The organism is Azospirillum sp. A1-3 (genome assembly GCF_023806445.1).
Taxonomy (GTDB): Bacteria; Pseudomonadota; Alphaproteobacteria; order Azospirillales; family Azospirillaceae; genus Azospirillum.
The window spans coordinates 156,723-174,499 of the sequence record NZ_JAMSLU010000002.1 but is presented as its reverse complement, the minus strand read 5'-3'; the positions used below and the strand labels follow the sequence as shown (position 1 = coordinate 174,499).

Below are 17,777 nucleotides of genomic sequence, written 5' to 3'. Positions count from 1 at the left end.
GGCGGTCGCGGCGGAACCGTTGCCGCCCGCGCGGCGGCGAACCGCGCGGGGGCGAAGGCAGGGGCGAGGGAATGCCGGTCAGGCCACCCGCATCCGGTCGGCGTCGATGTCTAGCGTGTCGAGCCAGCTCGGATCCAGCTTCGGAACAGACGAGAACAGCAGCTGCGAATAGGGGTGCTGCGGCTGCTGTCGGACGGAGGGGATGATGGTCTCGACCGCCTGCCCGCGATACATCACGATAATCTCGTCGCAGATCGCCTCGATCACCGACAGGTCGTGGCTGATGAAGACATAGGACAGGCCGAGCTCGCGCTGCAATTCCTTCAGCAGATCGATGATCGTCGACGCGACGACGGTGTCGAGGGCCGAGGTGATCTCGTCGCACAGGATCAGTTTCGGTTCGGCGGCGAGCGCACGGGCGAAGTTCACCCGCTGTTTCTGGCCTCCCGACAGTTCCGCCGGAAGGCGGTGACGCAGGGCGCGGGGCAGGCGGACCATGTCCATCAGCGCGTCGATCCGCGCATCGCGGGCCTTGCCTCGCAGGCCGTGATAGAAGGTCAGCGGGCGGCCGAGAATGTCCTCGATCGACTTGGCCGGGTTGAGCGCCGTATCGGCATGCTGGAAGACGATCTGAAGGTCGCGCAACTGCTCGCGGCTGCGCTGGCGGGCGCTGTGCCACAACTCCCGCCCGTCGAACTGGATGTCGCCGTTGCAGGCCGGCAGGATGCCGGCGATGGCGCGCGCCAGGGTCGATTTCCCACAGCCGGACTCCCCGATGATGCCGAGGTTGGTGCCCCGCTTCACCTGCAGGCTCACCCCCTTGACCGCGAGGGCCAGCGGTAGCCCGTTCGACTGCGGCGGGCCGTAGCCGGCGCTCAGCGTCTTGATTTCCAGCAGCGGGGAGGAATCGGTGGCAAAAGCTTCCGCCGCGGCAACCCGCCCGCCGGTGTCGGGGTGGAAGGCGTGCAGCAATTCCTTGGTGTAGGGATGGGTCGGGCGCGTCAGGATATCGTTGACGCTGCCGGTTTCCTGCACCTCTCCGTGGCGCAGCACCATGATGCGGTCGGCGATCTGGGCGACGACGGCAAGATCGTGGGACACATAGACACAGGCGATCCGGCGCTTGGTGGTCACCGCCTTGAAGGCGCGCAGCACCTCGACCTGGGTGGTGACGTCGAGCGCCGTGGTCGGCTCGTCGAAGATCACCACCTTGGGATCGCCGATCAGGGCCATCGCCGCCGCCAGCCGCTGCAGCTGCCCGCCGGACACCTGGTGCGGGTAGCGGTCGCCGATGCTGTCGGGATTGGGCAGCGACAGGGCGCGGAACAGGGCGACCGCCCGGCGGCGGGCCTCGTCCGGCGGCATCAAATTGTGAATCCGCGTCACCTCGATGACCTGATCCATGATCGTCGCCGCCGGGTTGAAGGCGGCCGCCGCACTCTGCGGCACATAGGCCACGACCGTGCCGCGCAGGGCCGCCCGTTGCTTTTCCGACAGGGTCACCATGTCATGGCCGTCGACCCGCACCGTCCCGCCGGAAATCCGGCAGCCGGGACGGGCGTAGCCCAGCAGGGTCATCGCGGCGGTCGTCTTGCCGGACCCGCTTTCGCCGATGAAGGCGACGGTTTCGCCGGCGGCAATGTCGAGGTCGATGCCCTTCAGGATTTGGATCCAGCGGCCGGAATCGGTGGTCGCCTCGACCGTCAGGTCGCGGATTTCGACGAGGTTCGTCATCAGGAGGCACTCCGATCCCGGATCTTCTGCGGAAGATTGTCGATCAGCAGATTGACGCTGATGGTCAGGGTGGCGATGGCCAGCGACGGCACGATCACCGCCGGCGCCGCGAAGGGCAGGCCGCCGATGTTCTCGCGCACCAGCGCGCCCCAGTCGGCGTAGGGCGGCTGGACACCCAGCCCCAGGAAGGACAGGCCCGACAGCAGCAGCACGATGAAGACGAAACGCAGGCCAAGATCGGCCAGAACCGGACCGACGATGTTGGGCAGAATCTCCGACCCGATCAGGTAGGGCAGGCTTTCCCCGCGGATGCGGGCGACCATGATGAAGTCCATCGTGTCGATGTTGATCGCCAGCGACCGGCTGAAGCGATAGGCTCCGGGGATATAGATGACCGACAGGGTCAGGATCAGAACCGGGATCGACGATCCGACCGCCGCCACGACCATCAGGCCGAACAGCTTGCTGGGGATCGAGTTCATGGCGTCGAGCACCCGGCTGACCACCATGTCCACCGGTCCGCGCAGGACGGCCGAGGTCATGCCCAGCACGACGCCGGTGAAGCAGGCGATGGAGACCGCGGCCAGCGAGATGCCGACGGTGTAGCGGGCTCCGAAAATGACGCGGGACAGCATGTCACGGCCGAGATAATCCGATCCGAGCCACAGGCCTGGCCGCATCGGGCCGAAGTAATCGAGGTCGATCATGTCCCCCACCGAATGGGGGGCGATGTAGGGGGCGAACAGGGCAACCAGCGCCCAGAACAGAACCACGCAGAAGCTGACCAGGCCTACCGGATTGATCCTGTAGCCGGACCATGTTGCGAGGGAGCCGGTGGAGGTGTGTGTCTTCATCGGAGCCTCGGGTTCGACAGGATAGCGACGATGTCGGCGGCGGTGATCAGGATCAGATACCCTACGCAGAAAATCATCGCGCAGGACTGGATCAGCGGCAGGTCGCGGGTGGACACCGCGTCAACCATCAGCTTGGCGATGCCGGGATAGTTGAAGATCGTCTCGACGATGATGACGCCGCCCACCAGATAGGACAGCGACAGCGCCACCGCGTTGGAGATCGGGCCGAGCGCATTGGGCAAGGCATGGCGCAGGACCAGCCGGGGGCGCGACGCGCCCTTCAGCAGTGCCATCTCGACATAGGGCGTGTTCAGCGTTTCGATCACGGCGGCCCGGCTCATGCGGATCATCTGCGCCGAAACCCCGAAGGTCAGCGTGATGACGGGCATGGCATAGGCCCGCAGCAGCCCGGAGAAGCTGTCCACCTGATAGGTGAAGGACAGGGCGGGCAGCCATTTCAGGTAAACCGCGAACACCAGGACGGCCAAGGTCGCAACCACGAATTCCGGAACCGAGATGATGCCGATGGTGGCGATGGTGACGACGCGGTCATACAGCGTGCGCCGCCACATGGCGGCGGTGATGCCGAGCGTGAGCGCAAGGGGAACCGATATCAGGGTGGTCAGGCCGGCCAGCTTTAGCGTGTTGAGCAGCCGTCCGCCGATCAGCGACGCCACCGGCATATGGTTGGCGTAGGAGGTGCCGAGATCGCCCTGGAACAGCCCGCCGATCCAGTAGAGGAAGCGCAGCAGGGCCGGTTCGTCGAGATGCATGGCGGTGCGCAGGCCGGCGATCGCTTCCGGCGTTGCCGCCTGACCCAGCAGGATGGTCGCCGTATCGCCGGGCAGCAGCGTGGTGGCGAAGAAGACCGCGAAGGACACGATGGTCAGCGTGACCAGCGCGATGAGCAGCCGGCCGAGGACGAGGGAGGGAACGCGTGATGTCATGCCTGGCCTCCGCATGGTGAGGCGCCCCCGGAGGGCTTGCCCGGTTGGGCGGCGACGAGAGGGGCCACGGCGGGTTGGGACGGTCGGACAGCCGCCCGCCCCGGCCCGCCGATCCATTGTATCAGGCGGCCAGCCAAACATATTCGGCAAACGCGTAGCCCATCATGCCGCCCAGCGGGTTGGGAGCGAGGCCCTTCAGCTTGTTGGAGATGGCGTCCACGTTGGAGATGTAGGCGGGGATGATGGTGCCGGCTTCCTCGGAGATCATCACCTGCATCTGGTCGTACAGTTCCTTGCGCTTGGCCCAGGCGAGCGTGCCGCGCGCTTCGAGCATCATCTTGTCGAACTTCTCGGACTTGTACTGGCTCTCGTTCCACGGCGCTTCGGAGGCGTAGAGCAGGGAGAAGAGGATGTCCGGCGTCGGGCGCGGGTTGATGTTGCCGAAATGGATCGGGGCCTTCAGCCAGTAATTGCTCCAATAACCGTCGGACGGCACGCGCTGGACGTCGAGCTTCATACCGATGTCGGCGCCGGAGGCCTGGATCACCATCGCCATGTCGACGGCGGACGACGCGGCATCCGACGTGATCACCGGGATGGACTGCCCCAGCACGCCCGCCTTCTTGAACAGGGACTTGGCGCGTTCCGGATCGAAGGCCTTGGGCTTCAGCGCGGCGTTGTGGAAGGGGCTGGACGGGGACACCGGCTGATCGTTGCCGACCTCGCCGAAACCGCGCAGGGCCGATTTGACAATCTGTTCGCGGTTGACGAGATATTTCATCCCGTCCACGAAATCCTTGCGGCTGCCCGGCTCCATATCAAGGCGGATGTTCAGGTCGGTGTAGTTGCCGGACGTCGTCTTGGACAGAGAGAAGCCCTGCTGCCCGTCGACCAGCCGCGTGGAGCGCGGGTTGATTGAGGCGGCGAGGTGGATGTCGCCGGACAGCAGCGCGTTGACGCGGGCGTTGTCGTCGCTGATCGCGAAGAATTCGAAGGAGTCGACGTTCGGGCCGCCCTTCCAGTAATTCGGATTGCGCACGCCGATGGACCGCACGCCCGGCTCGAAGCTCTTGCAGATGAAGGCACCGGTGCCGTTGCCCTTGGAGAAGTCGGTGGTGCCGTCGGCCACGATCATGAAGTGATGCGTGGCCAGGATGGTGGGCAGGTCGGCGTTCGCGGTCGCCAGCGTGATGGCGACGGTGCTCTTGTCCACCGCCTTGATGTCCGTCATCTGGGCGGCGATCTTCGCGACCTTGGACCCGACGGCCGGATCGAGATGGCGCTTCAGCGAGAACACCACGTCGTCCGCGGTCAGCGACTTGCCGTCGTGGAAGGTTACGCCCTTGCGGAGCTTGATCGTCCAGGTCTTGGCGTCTTCGGTATCGACCGACTGGGCCAGTTCCATCTGGGGGATGCCGGCCTTGTCGAGGAAGGTCAGGCGGTTGTAGAAAGCGCAGCAGCGGACATAGTCGGTCGACAGCGACGCCTTCGCCGGGTCGAGCGTGTCGGCGGTGGATGACGACCAGCCGGCGGCCTTGAGCGTGCCACCCTTCACCGGTTCCTCGGCAACCGCGGCGTTGGCGCGGCCCAGAAGGAGGTCGGCGGCGGCAAGCGACACACCGCCCGCCATCAGCATCTTGAGCAGATCGCGGCGGTTGGCTCCACGCCGGATGGCGCTTTCGACCATGCTGTCGTCGATCCGGGACCAGCTATCAGGCGTTTTTGTCATGCTAGCCTCACTCTGTTCGTGTGTTGTCTGTTTCTTATTTTTTGGCGCGCTCCGGTTTGGCCCGGTTACGCGGAGACGGTCTTCGGCGTAGCGGTGGCATCGACCGCATCGGCCAGTTCCGCCATCGAGCGGAAATGGAAATCCGGTTCGGTGAATTCGGCGGGTTCGATGGTGCCGCCATAGCCCTTCTGCGCATGCCGCCGCTGGATCCAGCAATTGGTCATGCCGAGGCGACGCGAAACGCCGATGTCGTGATACTGGCTCTGGGCGACGTGCAGGATGTCGTCCTTGTTGCCGCCGTCGCGTTCGACGAAGTCAAACACCTGCTGAAAAAAGGCGGGGTCGGGCTTCTCGACGCCGGTGTCGTCAGCGGTGAAGCCGGCATAGAAGGGGTCGCCCAGCTCGCGGGAGAAATGTGTGAAGGCCCAGCGTCGCGCATTGGTCATCGCGATCAGCTTGTAGCGCTTGGCCAGACGGGCCATGGCGTCCCTGCTGTCGGGGAAGCCGGCCCAGGACGCCGCGGAATCACGCAGGCGTTCACCGTACTGCGTGCCGGTGGGAAGTCCCAGCTTCGGCGCGATGACCGAATAGACCCGTACCAGATCGTCCGGGAAAAGGTCGGTGGCGTCGGTGTAGCGCGCTTCGCGGTAGAGGGTCAGCGCCGCTTCGCCGTCCACCGTGGTTCCCGCCTCCGCCGCGATTTCGGCGAGGCAGTCCTTGATGCCGCCTTCGAAGTCGATCAGCGTGCCAACGACGTCGAAGGTCAGATATTTGAAATTCAGCAGACTCTTGGGCAACGCACCAACTCCTCATCAAGGACCGCGTGGGAACCGTGTCGGTTCGGCGGGGCGTTTCAGGTCCGGCGGGATCGGCCGCCGGGTGTATCGGGCCGACGCCGGGGTGCCGTCCCGGCGTCTGTGGAGGTGGTCCGGAGAACCGGTCTTCTGTCCCATCAGTGTGGTCGATGGGCCGGACGCGGGTCTCTGAATTTCGGTGCCGGACGGCAGAAAATGCTGGATATGGGGATATTCGCGGATTCTTCCGCGGGCTGCCCCTTTTTCGTCTATCGCATCGCCCGGCGGACATCGGGATCCTCCAGAGTCTGGTCGAGCGTGCGGGCCGTGCGCTCCAGGATCGCGTCGATGTCGTCGTCGGTGCAGCAAAGCGGCGGGGCATAGCCCAGGACGCCGTTCGCGAAGGCGCGGATGACCAGTCCGTTTTCCCAGGCTCGGTCGAAAATCCGCCGGGACGGCTCGGCGGCGGCCGGCAGCGGGGTCTTGCGGTCCTTGTCCACCACCAGCTCAATGGCGGCCAGCATGCCGCGCCCGCGCACATCGCCGACCAGCGGGTGGTCGCGTAGGGCATGCAGTCCGGCCATCAGTCGGGCGCCGGCCTTCACGCCGTTGGCCAGCAGGCCGTCCTCGTAGAGCCGCAACGCCTCCAGCCCCACCGCGGCACTCACGGGGTGGGCGGAGTAGGTGTAGCCATGACCGACCGCGGCGGTGCCGGCGGCATCGGCGATGGTGGCATAAACCGCGTCGGACAGGAAGACGGCCCCCATCGGCACATAGCCGGAGGTCAGGCCCTTGGCGGTGGTCATCAGGTCGGGGACCACGCCGTCGTCGGTGCAGGCGAACAGCGGGCCGGTGCGGCCGAAGCCGGTGATGACCTCGTCGGCGACGAACAGGATGCCGAGGCTGCGGCAACGGTCGCACATCGCCTTCATCCAGCCGTCGGGCGGAACCAGGACGCCGCCGGACCCCTGGATCGGTTCGGCATAGAAGGCCGCGACCCGCTCCGGCCCGCCGATCTCGGCGATCTTGGCGTCGAGCGCGGCCAGCGATGCGGCGATGATCGCGTCGGCATCGTCGCCGACCGGGTTGCGGTAGGCGTAGTGCGACGGAATCTTGTGCTGCCAATCGAACGGCACGCCGAAGCCGGCATGGAAGGCGGGCAAGGCGGTCAGCCCGGCGCCGACGGTGGAGGAGCCGTGATAGCCCTGTTCGATCGAGATGAACTGATCGCGCAGCGGCTGGCCCTTGGCCTGCCAGTAGTAGCGGATGTAGCGGATGGTGCTGTCCACCGCGTCCGACCCGCCGAGCGTGAAGAAGACGTGGTTCAGGTCGCCGGGAGCGCGTTCGGCCAGCGCCGCCGCCAGCCGGATCGCCGGTTCGCTGCCGAGCCCGAAATAACCGGTGGCGTAGGGCAGTTCCTGCATCTGGCGGGTGGCGGCCTCGACGAGGCTCTGCTGCCCATAGCCGGCATTGACACACCACAGGCCGGCGAAGCCATCCACCAGTCGGTGGCCGGAGGTGTCGGTGAGGGTCGCCCCGGAGCCGGAGGCGATCACCCGGACGCCGGCCTTCTCATGGCCGCGGTAAGAGGCGACGGGATGCACCAGATGGGCACGGTCGAGTTCGATCAGGGAATTGCTGAGCATGGTCCTCTCCGGATCAGCCGAGTGCCTGGCTGGCGAGCGCGAAAGTCGAGACGGGGGCTGCCGCTGCGGGCGCCGATGCCGTTGGAGCGGGGCGGCGCATGGCGATGCCGCCGCCGACATGGCGAAGACCACAGTCGGCCAGCCATGGGCCGAGGCCGGTGTCGGCGGTGGTGTCCACCCGCAGGAATTTGCTGGGATTTGCGGCGATGATCGGGCCGATCAGGGCCTTGGCGCCGTCCACATCGGGCGCCACCGCCGGGCCGATGACCTGACCGCGGCCGAAGTCGCGCAGCGCGGCGAATCCGACGGGGTTACCGTTCCGGCGCAGCAGCGTGAAGGAACCAAGCTCGGCGAACCGCTCCAGCAGCAGGCCGCGGTCGGCGCCGAAGGCCTGCCAGTCGAGGGCAGCGATGGCGGTGCGGTCGTTGGCGCCCGCTGGCGTGACGTCTTCCGTTGCAAACGGCGGAACCGGACCGCCTTCTCCCTGGTGCTGAAGGACGGTGCCGACCTCGCGGAAACCCAGCTTTTCGTAGAGCGGCAGCCCATCGGTCGTGGCGACAAGGCGCAAGGGGCGGTCTTCCGCGAGAGCCATGGCCTCGTCCATCAGGCGGCGGCCAAGGCCCTGCCCCCGCCAGCCTTCATCGACGATGACCATGTTGATGGTGGCGGCATCCTCGCCATAGGGGGTCATCAGCACCGTGCCGACCACATGTGCACCCTCCGGCGCCTCCGCATCCACAGCGACAAGCCCCTGGCTGAGCGCGAGGGTCAAGGACCAGTCTTCCAGACGGTGCGGCCATTGCGCCTGCCGCGACAAGGCGAGCGCATCCTTAAGATGCTTCGGTTCGAAAGCCAGACAGTGAACCGTTCTTTTGGAAACCGTATTTTTGCTCATGGGCAGTCCTTTCACCCTCTGCCTCAAGAGTGAGCGCACAGGCCCCGGACGTTCGTCTGAAGGCGACGCCCGCCGCGACATCTTCCACCTTTGCTTCGGCGGCCGGCCGCATCTTATGCCGTGGCGGAGCGCCTGGGTTAGGTTCCGAGCCGGCTCTGGGGGCGCGAACGCCGCTCCGCTCCCAACCAAATGCTGAGCGTCGAGACGGAAACGGAACTTTGTGCTTTCGCGCCGGGCAATTCGGTCAGGCCCGGCATTGCGACAAGGCTAGGATCATGGGGCAGGGCGAGATCGCGCCCCAATCCATTCCCCCACCGCTCCATCCCGAGGAAGCAGCCATGAGCCAGTTTCGGCCGAAATACGTCACCTTCGATTGCCACGGCACGCTGATCAACTTTCAAATGGCTGAAGCCGCGCGCGATCTGTACGGGTCGATCCTCGATGAGGCGCGAATGACGGAGTTCATCAAGAACTTCGCCGCTTATCGCCTCGACGAGATCATGGGCGACTGGAAGCCCTACGCCGAGGTCGTGCACAATTCGCTGGAGCGCACCTGCAAGCGCAACAACGTCGTCTTCCGCGACGAGGATGCGCGGATGGTCTATGAGCGGGTTCCAACCTGGGGGCCGCACCCGGACGTTCCGGCCGGGCTGGCGAAGGTCGCCAAGGAAATCCCGCTGGTCATCCTGTCCAACGCCATGAACGACCAGATCCCGTCGAACGTGGCGAAGCTGGGCGCGCCCTTCCACGCCGTTTACACCGCCGAACAGGCGCAGGCCTACAAGCCGCGATTCAAGGCGTTCGAATACATGTTCGACATGCTCGGCTGCGGGCCGGAGGACATCCTGCACTGCTCGTCCTCCTTCCGCTACGACCTGATGTCGGCGCATGATCTGGGGATCCGCAACAAGGTGTGGGTCAACCGCGGCCACGAACCGGCCAACCCCTATTACGGCTATACCGAGATCCGCGACATCTCCGGCCTGCCCGGCGTGGTCGGGCTGTAAGGGACGGATTTCACGGTTCAGGCTGTAACGAGAAGGACCCAGGTCATGAAATTCGTCTCCTACTGGCACGACACCGCTCCCGCCTTTGCGGGCGGCGCCGAGGGAATTGTCGAGGGCCAGTATGACGTCGCCATCGTCGGAGGGGGGTTCACCGGCCTGGGTGCCGCCCGCCAGCTGGCCAAGGCCGGCGCGCGGGTGATCGTGCTGGAGGCCGGCCGCGTCGGCGGCGGGGCATCGGGGCGCAACGGCGGGCACCTCAACAACGGTCTGGCGCACAGCTTCATCGCCGCCAAGGCGGCGCTGGGGGCGGAGCGCGCCGTCGCGCTCTACCGCGCCTTCGACCAGTCCATCGACATGCTGGAGGCGCTGATCGCCGAGGAGGGCATCGAGTGCGATTTCCGCCATGCCGGCAAGTTGAAGCTGGCCTCCAAGCCGGCGCATTTCGACGCCATCGCCCGCAATTTTGAGGTCGTCCACCGCGAGGTCGATCCCGACACCGCGCTGCTGAGCGCCGAGGAGTTGAAGGGGGAGGTCGGCTCGCCCTTCTATGGCGCGATGCTGTCGCGCAAAAGCGCCATGATGCACATGGGCCGCTTCGTCGTTGGGCTGGCGGATGCCGTCAAGCGGCATGGCGCGGTGCTGGTGGAGAACGCGCCGGTTGAAGCCATCACCCGCTCGGGCGACCGCCACACGCTGTTCACCCCGCGCGGGACGGTGACCGCCAAGGAGGTGCTTGTCGCGACCGGCGCCTACACCACGCCGAATTTCAGCCATTTCCGCCGCCGCATCATCTCGGTCGGCAGCTTCATCATCGCAACCAGGCCGCTGAGCGACGACGAGGTGGCGTCGGTGGTGCCCGGCAACCGCACCTACGTCACGTCGATGAACATCGGCAACTACTTCCGCCTGTCGCCCGACCGGCGACTGATCTTCGGCGGCCGAGCGCGCTTCTCGGCGAGCTCGGACCAGCAGTCCGACGCCAAGAGCGGCGCGATCCTGCGGGCGAGCCTTGCGAAGATCTTCCCGCAGATCGCCGGCGTCGACATCGATTATTGCTGGGGTGGGCTGGTGGATATGACCAGCGACCGCTACCCGCGCGCCGGCTATCACGACGGGCAGTGGTACGCCATGGGCTATTCCGGCCACGGGGCGCAGCTGTCCACCCATCTCGGCATGACCATGGCCGACGCGATCCTGGGGCGGGAGGACAAAAACCCGCTGAAGGGGTTGTCCTGGCCCGCGGTGCCCGGCCATTTCGGCAAGCCCTGGTTCCTGCCGCTGGTCGGACTGTACTACAAGGCGCTCGACCGGATTCAGTAATCGTCGGAAAACAAAAGGCCCGGCGGGAGTGCTTCGCTCCTGCCGGGCCTTTTGTTGCGCTTTGGCGTCAGCCCAGCCCGCCGATGTGGAAGGTCTTCAGCTCCAGATATTCCTCGATCCCCACCTGCGCCCCTTCGCGGCCCAAGCCGGACTGCTTGACGCCGCCGAAGGGGGCGACCTCGGTGGAAATCAGGCCGGTGTTCAGCCCGACCATGCCGGCCTCCAGCGCTTCGCCCACCCGCCAGGACCGCGCGAGGTTCTGCGTGTAGAAATAGGCGGCGAGACCGAAGGGCGTGGCGTTGGCGAGCGCGATGGCCTCCTCCTCCGTCTCGAAGCGGAACAACGGCGCCACCGGGCCGAAGGTCTCCTCATGGGCGAGCAGCATGTCGGTGGTGGCATCGGTCAGCACCACCGGTGCGACGAACTGCGGACCTGGCGTCGTGACGGCGGCGGCGGATGCGATGCTCGCCCCTTTGGCGACGGCGTCGGCGACGTGGCGCTCGATCTTTTCAACGGCAGCGGCGTTGATCATCGGACCGATGGCGACCCCCGGCTCCAACCCGGATCCAACCCGCATGGCGTTGACGCGGGCCACCAGACGGTCGCGGAATGCGTCATAGACGCTCGCCTGCACCAGGATGCGGTTGGCGCAGACGCAGGTTTGTCCGCCGTTGCGGAACTTGGACAGGAGCACGCCTTCCATCGCCTGATCCAGATCGGCGTCATCGAACACGATGAAGGGCGCGTTGCCGCCCAGCTCCAGGCTCAGCCGCTTGATCCCGGCCGCGGCCCCGCGCATCAGCAGCGAACCGACGCGGGTGGAGCCGGTGAAGGAGATCTTGCGGACGGTCTCGTTCGCCAGGATTTCCTCGCCGATGGCCTCGGGACGGCCGGTCAGAATGTTGACCACGCCGGCCGGGATGCCGGCCCGTTCGGCCAGCACGCCGAGCGCCAGTGCCGAATAGGGGGTGAAGTCCGACGGCTTGATGACCACGGTGCAGCCGGCGGCCAGGGCCGGGGCCACCTTGCGGGTGATCATGGCGTTGGGGAAATTCCACGGCGTGATGATCCCGCAGACGCCGACCGGCTCCTTCAGCACGACGATGCGCCGGTCGGGGGTAGGGGAGGGGATGGTGGTGCCGCCGATGCGTCGCGCCTCTTCGGCGAACCATTTGACGAAAGAGGCGCCGTAGCGGATCTCACCCCGCGCCTCGTCCAGCGGCTTGCCCTGCTCCAGCGTCAGGAGGCGGGCCAGATCCTCCAGATTCTCGAACATCAGGGCGTGCCAGCGCTCCAGCAGAGCGGCACGGTCGGCATGGGTGCGTCGCTTCCAGGCAGGGTGGGCCTCGGCTGCGGCGGCGATGGCGTCGCGGGCGTCGGTGCCGTCCATGTCGGGAACGCTGCCGAGGGCGCGGCCGGTCGCCGGGTTCTGGACATCGATGGTCCGTCCGGCCACCCCGTCGCACCAGCGCCCGCCGATCAGCCCCTGTTCGCGGAACAGGGAGGGGTCCGTCAGGTGATGGGTCATGATCGTGTGGTTTCCGCTGCGGGTATTCTTGAAGGGGCTGGCATCACGACAGCGCCGACAGCACGGCGGCGGTGATCGCGTCCGTCTTGTCCTTGCCGGGAACCGTGCCGATGCCGCGTCCGGTGGTGTCGCCCAGCGCCGCCATCACACGGTCGGCGGCCGCCTTTTCCCCCAGATGCTCCAGCATCATCGCGCCCGACCAGATGGCGGCGATCGGGTTGGCGATGCCGAGATGGGCGATGTCGGGCGCCGAGCCGTGCACCGGTTCGAACATCGACGGCGCCTTGCGGTCGGGGTTCAGGTTGGCCGAGGCGGCGAAGCCCAGCCCGCCCTGGATCGCGGCACCCAGGTCGGTGAGGATGTCGCCGAACAGGTTGGAGGCGACGACGACGTCCAGGCTTTCCGGCGCCGTCACCATACGCGCCGCCATGGCGTCGACGTGATAGCTGGTGATCTCGACGTCCGGGTGCTCGGCGGCCAGCTGGCGGGTGATCTCGTCCCAGAACACCATCGAATATTTCTGCGCGTTCGACTTGGTGACGGAGGCCAGCTTGCCGCGCCGGGCGCGGGCCTGGGCGAAGGCGAAGCGCAGGATGCGCTCCACCCCCATGCGGGTGAAGACGCCGGTCTCCACCGCCACCTCATGCGGCGTTCCCTGATGGATGCGTCCGCCGGCGCCGGCATATTCGCCCTCGGTGTTCTCGCGGATGCACAGGATGTCGAAGCCGCCGCGGCGCAGCGGCCCCTCCACCCCCGGCAACAGGCGGTGCGGGCGGACGTTGGCATACTGGTCGAACGCCTTGCGGATCGGCAGCAGCAGCCCGTGCAGCGACACCGCGTCCGGCACCTCCGCCGGCCAGCCGACGGCGCCCAGCAGGATGGCGTCGTACTTCCGCAGCGTGTCGATGCCGTCGGACGGCATCATGACGCCGGTTTCCTTGTAATGGGCGCAGGACCACGGCATCTCCGTGCCGGTCAGCGCGAAGCCGGACTGCTTCGCCGCGGCCTGCAGAACCTCCCAGGCGGCGTCGACCACGGGATGCCCGATGCCGTCGCCCTTGATGATCGCAATGTTGTGGGTTTTCATCGAACGTCCCTTAAAGGCCGATCAGCACGCTTTTGCTGCGGCGGTTGGCGAGATAGGCCTCTCGGCCCAGGTCCTTGCCGATGCCGGAGCGTTTGTAGCCGCCGGTCGGCAGGATGTGGTCGCGCGAGCGGCCATAGCGGTTGACCCACACTGTGCCAGCCTGGAGCCGCCGGGTCAGGCGGATGGCGCGCGACAGGTCGCGGGTGTAGAGCCCGGCGGCCAGCCCGTAGATGGGATGGTCGGCCAGCGCCATCGCCTCCTCCTCGCTGTCGAAGCTCTGCACGGTCAGGACCGGGCCGAAGATTTCTTCCATAACGGCGGGGGAGCTTTGCTCGACACCGGCCAGCAGGGTCGGCGCGTAGAAATACCCGTCGCCGTCCATGGACGCCCCGCCGGTCAGGCACTCCACCGACCCGCCGAGTGACGCCGACACGATCGAATGGATGCGGGCACGCTGCCGTTCGGAGATGATGGGGGAATAGCGCGTCTTCTCGTCCCAGGTCGGGCCGGGGCGGACGGCGCGCATGTGGCCCAGGATCATCCCGATCAGCGGTTCGGCCACCGATCTTTCGACCAGCAGGCGCGATCCGGCGACACAGGCCTGTCCGGCATTCGACAGCACGCTGGTGGCGATGGCGGCGGCAGCCTTCTCCAGATCGGCGTCGGCGAAGACGATTTGCGGGCTCTTGCCGCCCAGTTCCAGCGTCATCGGCTTGACGCCCGTGCGTGCGATGTCGGCCATGATCGCCGACCCCGCCGCCGTCGATCCGGTGAAGCTGACCTTGGCGATGCCGGGATGGCGGGTGATGGCGGCGCCGGTGGTCGGACCGTCGCCTTGGACAACGTTGATCAGCCCGGCGGGAACCCCCGCCTTCACCGCGAGCTGCGCCAGCAGGACGGTGGAGAAGGGCGTCATCTCAGACGGTTTCAGCACCACCGCGTTGCCGGCGGCCAGCGCCGGGCCGAGCTTCCAGCCCGCCATCGACAGCGGGAAGTTCCACGGCGTGATGGCGCCGACGACGCCGTAGGGCTCCGTCATCACCATGCCGAGGCTGCCGTCGTCGGTGGGCGCGAGGTCGCCGCCCTCCTTGTCGGCGAACTCGGCGAAGAAGCGGATCTGCTCGGCGGTCACCGCGACGTCGCCGGCGACCAGCTGGCCGACCGGACGGGTGGAGGACAGCGCCTCCACCTTCGCCAGGGTTTCCGCCTCCTCCTCGATCAGCGCGGCCCAGCGCTGCAGCACGGCGGTGCGCTCGCGCGGGCGCACGCCGCCCCAGTTGCTGGACTTCAGCGCGGCCTGCGCGGTGGCGACCGCCTCGTCGACGAGGTCCGGCGACGCCACCGGGCAGTCGGCATAGGCCCGGCCGTCCGACGGCCGGTGCATCGGCAGCCCGTCCTCTGCCGGAATCAGGCGGTCACCGATGAAGTGCCCGATCGGCAGCGGCAGGCGGTCCGGGTCGAAGGACAGGCTCATGACGCTTCCTCAGGTGATGGTGACGTAGATCTTGCGGACCGTCTCGATGGTCTTCCACACCCCGGTGAAGCCCGGCTTCATCACAAAGCTGTCGCCCGCCCGGTAGATCACCGGCTCCCCGGCGTCCGGGGTGATTTCGACGACACCGGACAGGATGTGGCAGAACTCGAAGGTCTCGCCCTTGCTGGAGCGGGTTTCGCCCGGCGTGGCTTCCCACACGCCGGTCTTGATGGTGTCGTCCTTGGCGGCGTCCTGAGCCCAGGTCTTGAAGGCGGGCGAACCGGCGATCAGCCGCTCCGGCATCGGCGTCGATTCGCGCGGGGCGAAGCTCGGGGCAGTATCGATGGTCTTCAGCAGCGACATGGGAGAATCCTTGTTGGTGAGCGGCTGTGCCGCAGAGAGAAGCGGGCGTCGGCGTCAATATCCGCGCCGGCGGTCGACCAGACCGACCGGGTCCTGACCGGCGAAATGCCGACGAAGGTTGCCGATGACCGCGCGTGCGGCGCCGTCCGGCTGGGTGATGCTGGCGATGTGCGGGGTCAGCACGATGTTCGGATGGGTCCAGAATGGATGGTCGGCCGGCAGCGGCTCCGGATCGGTCACGTCGACCACCGCGCCGGACAGCTGCCCGCTGTCGAGCGCGTCCAGCAGCGCCGCATGATCCAACTGCGGCCCGCGCCCGGTGTGGACCAGCGCGGCACCTTTGGGCAGCTTGGCCAACAGTGCCGTATCAAGGAATCCGCGGGTGTCGGTCGTCAGCGGCAGCAGGACGATCAGGATGTCGGTCTCGGCCAGCATCGCGTCGAGGCCGTCCGCGCCGTGATGGCAGGTCACGCCGTCGATGTCGCGCGGCGAGCGGCTCCAGCCCGCAAGCGGGAAGCCGAAGAGCTTCAGCCGCTCCAACACCGCTTGGCCCAGCACGCCCAGCCCCAGCACGCCGACCCTGCGCTGTGCCGCCTGCGGCTGGGGTAGGGGACGCCAGACGCGCTCCGCCTGCTGGGCGCGGTAGGCCGGCATTTGGCGGTGCAGGGTCAGCACGGCCAGCGTGGCGTATTCCTGCATCATCCGGACGATGCCGTCCTCCACCATGCGCACCACCTTCACGGAGGGGGGCAGGGCGGTCATGGCGAACTGGTCGACCCCGGCTCCGATCGAGAAGACGATCTCCAGATTGCGGTAACGGGTGAGGTTGTCCGGGATGGTCCAGGTGATGAGGTAGCGCACCGCGTCGGGATCGACGCCGGCCGGGTCCATCGAAAAGGGCAGGTCCGGCAGCTCGCGGGCGAAGGCCTCGGCGAAGATGGCGCCCCGCACGGCATCCGAGTTGAATAGGAAGGTCATGCACGGTCCTCTTGCGATGCGCGGCACTTTTGAATGGCTGTCAGAGGCGGCAGCGCTGGCCTAGCGCCTCGATCATCGATTGGCAGGCGTTCAATTCCTCGACGAGGATGTGTTCGTTGGGACGGTGCGCCCGCGCGATGTCGCCGGGGCCGCAGATGATCGCGTCGATTCCGGCGGTCTGGTACAGCCCGGCCTCCGTGCCATAGCTGACGGCGGCCAGCGGTTCCTGTCCGGTCAGCTCCTCCAGCAGGCGGGCCAGCGGCGAGCGGGCGGCCAGGAACAGGGCGGGATAGGCGCCGGTTTGGGTCCAATCCACGGCGAAGCCGCGCTCCTCCAGCCGCTCCGCCGCCTCGCGCACCGGCTCCAGCAGGGTGACAGGGTCGATGCCGGCGATGGCGCGGGCTTCGAACTCGGCAGTGCAGGCGTCGGGGATGATGTTCACCGCAAGCCCGCCCTGGATGGTGCCGACCTGCAGCGAGGAATAGGGCGGCTCGAAGACCGAATCCAGCGGCCCCCGGGTCAGCCGGTCGGCCTGGGCGACGGCGGCGGTCAGCGCGTCGGCCATTGCGTGGATGGCGTTCAGCCCCTGGTCGGGACGGGAGGAATGACCGGAGCGTCCGCGTACCGTCAGCCGGGCCGCCGCCTTGCCCTTGTGGGCGCGGACGGCGCGCAGGCCGCTCGGCTCCCCGACGATGACGCCCAGCGGCGGCGCGCACAGGTCGGGCAGATGCGGCAGAAGATGCGGCGCACCCTGGCAGCCGGCCTCCTCGTCATAGGTGAAGGCCAGATGGATCGGCCGGGCCAGCGGGGCAGCGGTCAGGGCCGGCAATGCCGCCAGCGCCGCGGCGATGAAGCCCTTCATGTCGGACGTGCCGCGCCCGTAGAGACGGTTGCCGTCGAGGCGCAGCCGGAACGGATCGCTGGTCCATTCGGGTTCGGTGGCGGGAACGACGTCCATATGGCCGGACAGGACATAGCCCGGAACCATCGCCGGACCGATGGTGGCGAACAGGTTGTACCGGTCGCCCTCCGGCCCCGGCAGAATCCGGACGCGCACCCCGGCACCTTCCAGAACGCCGCGAATCCCGTCGACGATGGCGCCGTTGGGGGTTCCGACGACGGAGGGAAAGGCGATCAGGTCCTTGAGGATGTCGATCACGGTCATGGCGGCCTCACCTTGTCCCATGCTGCGCGCCATGGGCGCCGGGAGTCGTTCTTGGGTTCACTGCGGGCTGCGGAGAGGGGCGGCGGCCTTGGCGGCTGCGACACTCACGATCTTAGCGGGCGGGCGCTCCATTCCATGCTGAATGCATGGGTGATTTGGAGGATTGTTGTGCCGAGCCGGTCCTTTGCGGTGAATTGTGCGGTGGGTACCCCGTTAGTCTGGGGGAGCGGTGGGTGGCTCAGGCATACCGGTTGAC

15 protein-coding genes are annotated in these 17,777 nt (G+C 67.2%); 2 read left to right on the top strand and 13 right to left on the bottom strand.

The annotated features are described in order from the left end of the window. Positions 1–78: 78 nt before the first annotated feature. The 7 genes from M5E06_RS14145 to M5E06_RS14115 all read right to left on the bottom strand — a co-directional run bounded on the left by M5E06_RS14145 (position 79) and on the right by M5E06_RS14115 (position 8,599). Entirely contained in the window at positions 79–1,734 is a 1,656-nt protein-coding gene (locus M5E06_RS14145) for an ABC transporter ATP-binding protein (RefSeq protein ID WP_252138681.1), read from the bottom strand. After that, complete coding sequence (locus M5E06_RS14140; protein ID WP_252138680.1) at positions 1,734–2,588, bottom strand: ABC transporter permease; 855 nt, start codon at positions 2,586–2,588, stop codon at positions 1,734–1,736. The genes M5E06_RS14145 and M5E06_RS14140 overlap by 1 nt, the downstream gene beginning before the upstream one ends. Then, entirely contained in the window at positions 2,585–3,535 is a 951-nt protein-coding gene (locus tag M5E06_RS14135) for an ABC transporter permease (RefSeq protein ID WP_252138679.1), read from the bottom strand. The genes M5E06_RS14140 and M5E06_RS14135 overlap by 4 nt, the downstream gene beginning before the upstream one ends. Positions 3,536–3,656: 121 nt before the next feature. Continuing rightward, positions 3,657–5,264, bottom strand: a complete 1,608-nt coding sequence (locus M5E06_RS14130) for an ABC transporter substrate-binding protein (RefSeq protein WP_252138700.1) — start codon at positions 5,262–5,264, stop codon at positions 3,657–3,659. A 65-nt stretch (positions 5,265–5,329) separates the two neighbouring features. After that, on the bottom strand, positions 5,330–6,061 hold the full coding sequence (locus M5E06_RS14125; RefSeq protein ID WP_252138699.1) for an HAD-IA family hydrolase: 732 nt from the start codon (positions 6,059–6,061) through the stop codon (positions 5,330–5,332). Positions 6,062–6,327: 266 nt separating this feature from the next. Further along, positions 6,328–7,704: an aspartate aminotransferase family protein gene (locus tag M5E06_RS14120; protein ID WP_252138698.1), complete on the bottom strand. Its 1,377-nt coding sequence runs from the start codon at positions 7,702–7,704 to the stop codon at positions 6,328–6,330. A gap of 13 nt (positions 7,705–7,717) precedes the next feature. Further along, on the bottom strand, positions 7,718–8,599 hold the full coding sequence (locus M5E06_RS14115; RefSeq protein WP_353654329.1) for a GNAT family N-acetyltransferase: 882 nt from the start codon (positions 8,597–8,599) through the stop codon (positions 7,718–7,720). Between the two features lie 338 nt (positions 8,600–8,937). On the opposite strand from M5E06_RS14115, the gene M5E06_RS14110 reads away from it, so the two are divergent. Further along, the gene (locus tag M5E06_RS14110) at positions 8,938–9,606 is read left to right on the top strand and encodes a haloacid dehalogenase type II (protein WP_109072791.1); all 669 of its coding nucleotides are present in this window, start codon (positions 8,938–8,940) and stop codon (positions 9,604–9,606) included. A 45-nt stretch (positions 9,607–9,651) separates the two neighbouring features. Continuing rightward, the gene (locus M5E06_RS14105) at positions 9,652–10,926 is read left to right on the top strand and encodes an NAD(P)/FAD-dependent oxidoreductase (RefSeq protein WP_252138696.1); all 1,275 of its coding nucleotides are present in this window, start codon (positions 9,652–9,654) and stop codon (positions 10,924–10,926) included. A 67-nt stretch (positions 10,927–10,993) separates the two neighbouring features. Here M5E06_RS14105 and M5E06_RS14100 read toward each other — a convergent pair whose 3' ends face one another. Genes M5E06_RS14100 through argE form a run of 6 tightly spaced genes read right to left on the bottom strand, consistent with a single transcriptional unit; the run spans position 10,994 to position 17,521 of the window. Next, entirely contained in the window at positions 10,994–12,454 is a 1,461-nt protein-coding gene (locus M5E06_RS14100) for an NAD-dependent succinate-semialdehyde dehydrogenase (RefSeq protein ID WP_252138695.1), read from the bottom strand. A gap of 43 nt (positions 12,455–12,497) precedes the next feature. Further along, positions 12,498–13,541, bottom strand: a complete 1,044-nt coding sequence (locus M5E06_RS14095) for a tartrate dehydrogenase (RefSeq protein ID WP_252138694.1) — start codon at positions 13,539–13,541, stop codon at positions 12,498–12,500. A 10-nt stretch (positions 13,542–13,551) separates the two neighbouring features. Then, positions 13,552–15,015 carry an aldehyde dehydrogenase family protein gene (locus tag M5E06_RS14090; RefSeq protein ID WP_252138693.1) on the bottom strand — a complete coding sequence of 488 codons (1,464 nt, stop codon included), beginning with the start codon at positions 15,013–15,015 and terminating at the stop codon, positions 13,552–13,554. Between the two features lie 9 nt (positions 15,016–15,024). Next, on the bottom strand, positions 15,025–15,378 hold the full coding sequence (locus M5E06_RS14085) for a cupin domain-containing protein (RefSeq protein ID WP_252138692.1): 354 nt from the start codon (positions 15,376–15,378) through the stop codon (positions 15,025–15,027). A 54-nt stretch (positions 15,379–15,432) separates the two neighbouring features. Then, positions 15,433–16,356, bottom strand: a complete 924-nt coding sequence (locus M5E06_RS14080; RefSeq protein ID WP_252138691.1) for a 2-hydroxyacid dehydrogenase — start codon at positions 16,354–16,356, stop codon at positions 15,433–15,435. 40 nt (positions 16,357–16,396) lie between these two features. Next, positions 16,397–17,521, bottom strand: coding sequence for an acetylornithine deacetylase (gene argE, locus M5E06_RS14075; protein WP_252138690.1), 1,125 nt, complete (start codon positions 17,519–17,521; stop codon positions 16,397–16,399). Positions 17,522–17,777: the final 256 nt, after the last annotated feature.